At 71.6% G+C, this 2,268-nt stretch carries 1 protein-coding gene and 1 pseudogene; both read right to left on the reverse strand.

All coding sequences use genetic code 11. From position 1 onward, the window contains the following. A pseudogene (locus PV363_RS17400) lies at positions 1-802 on the reverse strand (indolepyruvate ferredoxin oxidoreductase); the annotation flags it as partial. Between the two features lie 251 nt (positions 803-1,053). Continuing rightward, on the reverse strand, positions 1,054-2,268 hold a 1,215-nt coding region (locus PV363_RS17405; protein ID WP_301023033.1), incomplete at its 5' end, for an NAD(P)/FAD-dependent oxidoreductase.

Consider the following 2,268-nt stretch of genomic DNA (forward strand, 5'->3'; position numbering starts at 1 on the left):
CGACGAGCTGCGCCTCCGCCCCCACGATCGCGTCCGGGTTCACGATCATCGGCGCCTGGGCGTACGACCAGGGCTTGCCGTCCCACTCGATCGACGGCACGACCGGGCGGAAGGCGTCGGCGGGGCGGTCGACCACCCACGAGCCGTCGGCGACGTCGGCGACGATCTTGAGCCCGACCAGGCAGCCCGACGCACGCGAGAGCGTGACGGCGTGGAGCCCGAGCGTGACGATCTCGGCGGCGTTGCGGGGGAAGAGGACGGGGATGCCGAGCGCGGCCAACGTCCGCTCGCTGACAGCGGGGACGGTGGACGACTTGGAGGCGGGGTCGTCGCCCGCGAGGATCACGGCTCCGCCGCGCGGATCGACGCCGTACATGTTGGCGTGCCGCAGCGCGTCGGTCGCGCGGTCGACGCCGGGCGCCTTGCCGTACCAGTAGCCGACGACGCCGTCGAAGACCGCCTCGGCCGGATCGAGCGGCTGCTGGGTGCCCCACACCGACGTCGCGGCGAGCTCCTCGTTGAGGCCGGGGACGAAGCGGATGTCGTTCGCCTCGAGCACGTCGGGCATGTCAGCCAGCATGCGGTCGACGCCCCCGAGCGGGCTGCCCTGGTAGCCGGACACGAACGACGCGGTGCGCCGGCCCTCACGCCGGTCGTGCTCGCGCTGCTCGACCAGGAGGCGCGCGATGGCCTGGACGCCGGTCAGCAGCACCGGCGGCGAGCCGGCGCGAAAGCGGTCACGCAGGTCGTACGGCTCCGGCTCGGGAAGCGAGTCCGGGCGGCCGACCATCAGCTCGGTCATGGGAGCTCCTTCACGCGGCGGGCATCGATGTGATGCCCCCACGGTGGAGGAGCGTGACGGATCGCGCAACAGCCCGTTCAGCAGCGACGCATCATGCTCAAATGTGACGCCCGTAACGGACATCAGGACCGCAACGTGACCAGCATCACGCCGGGGTGCGGCACCGTCCCCGTTTTGTCGAGTTGTGGACCGAATCACGACGAAGAACAGACCGGAACTCGACGAAACGCGGACGAGGCGGACGGGGCGGCTCAGGCTGCGCGGCCCTCGTGGTCGAGCACCGCCATCGCAGCGTTGTGCCCCCCGATGCCGCTGACCGCGCCGCCGCGCCGTGCGCCCGATCCGCACATCAGCACGCGCGCGTGCCCGGTCTGGACACCCCACCGCTCCGCCGGCGTACGGCCCAGGTGCTCGACCCAGGGCCACTGCAGGTCGCCGTGGAAGATGTGGCCACCCGGCATCGCGAGATCCTTCTCGATGTCCGCCGGAGTCTTGACCTCGACGCAGGGGTCGCCGTTCGCGTCGCGCGCGATCACCGACGCGATCGGCTCCTCGAGGTAGGCGTCGATCGCCGACTCGAACGCCCGCCAGCCGCGCGCCTTGGCGTCATCGCTGCTCTCGGCGTACGGCCAGTGGATCCCGAAGTACGTCAACGTCTGCGCGTCCGTCCCCGCGAGCTCCGCACCGAGGATCGAGCGGTCGGTGAGCGTGTGGCAGTACAGCTCCCCGCAGGCCACGTCGGGCGACGGCGTCGCGAACGCCCGCTCGAGCTCCTCGTAGGTCTCGCCGAGATGGAAGGTGCCGGCGAAGGCGACCTTCGGGTCGACGCCCGACTTCAGCCGAGGCAGCCGGTCGACGAGCAGGTTGATCTTGAGCTGGGACCCCTCGGGCTTCGAGGGCAGGGGATCACCGAGCAGCCCCGCCAGCACGTACGGTGCCACGCCCGACAGCAACCAGCGGGCCTCGATGTCGAGGCCGTCGGCGTGGACGACGACGCCGTCGATGTCCGCGTCGACGGCACGGACCGTCACCCCCGTCCGGATCTCCGCGCCGGCCTCCTCGGCGACGCGACGCAGCTCGTCGGTCACCGCGCCCATGCCACCCACCGGGACCCGCCACTCGCCCGACCCGTTGCCGACCAGGTGATAGAGGAAGCAGCGGTTCTGCTGGAGCGTCGGGTCGTGCAGCGAGGCGTACGTCCCGATCAGGCCGTCCGTCGCGACCACGCCGCGGACGAGGTCGCTGGTGAAGCGACGCTCGATGGCGTGGCCCAGCGGCCGCGCCACGAGGTCGCTCCACACGGCCTCGCCCACGTCCTCTCGGATCGCCTCGGTCGTGGGCAGCGGCCGCAGCAAGGTCGGCGCCACGGAGAGCGCCAGCCTCTGCGCGTCGGCGTAGAAGGCCCGCCAGGCGTCGTACTCGGTGTTGGTCCCCGTCGTCTCCCGGAACGACTCTGCTGTCGACCG

Source organism: Mumia sp. (genome assembly GCF_028803055.1).
GTDB lineage: Bacteria > Actinomycetota > Actinomycetes > Propionibacteriales > Nocardioidaceae > Mumia.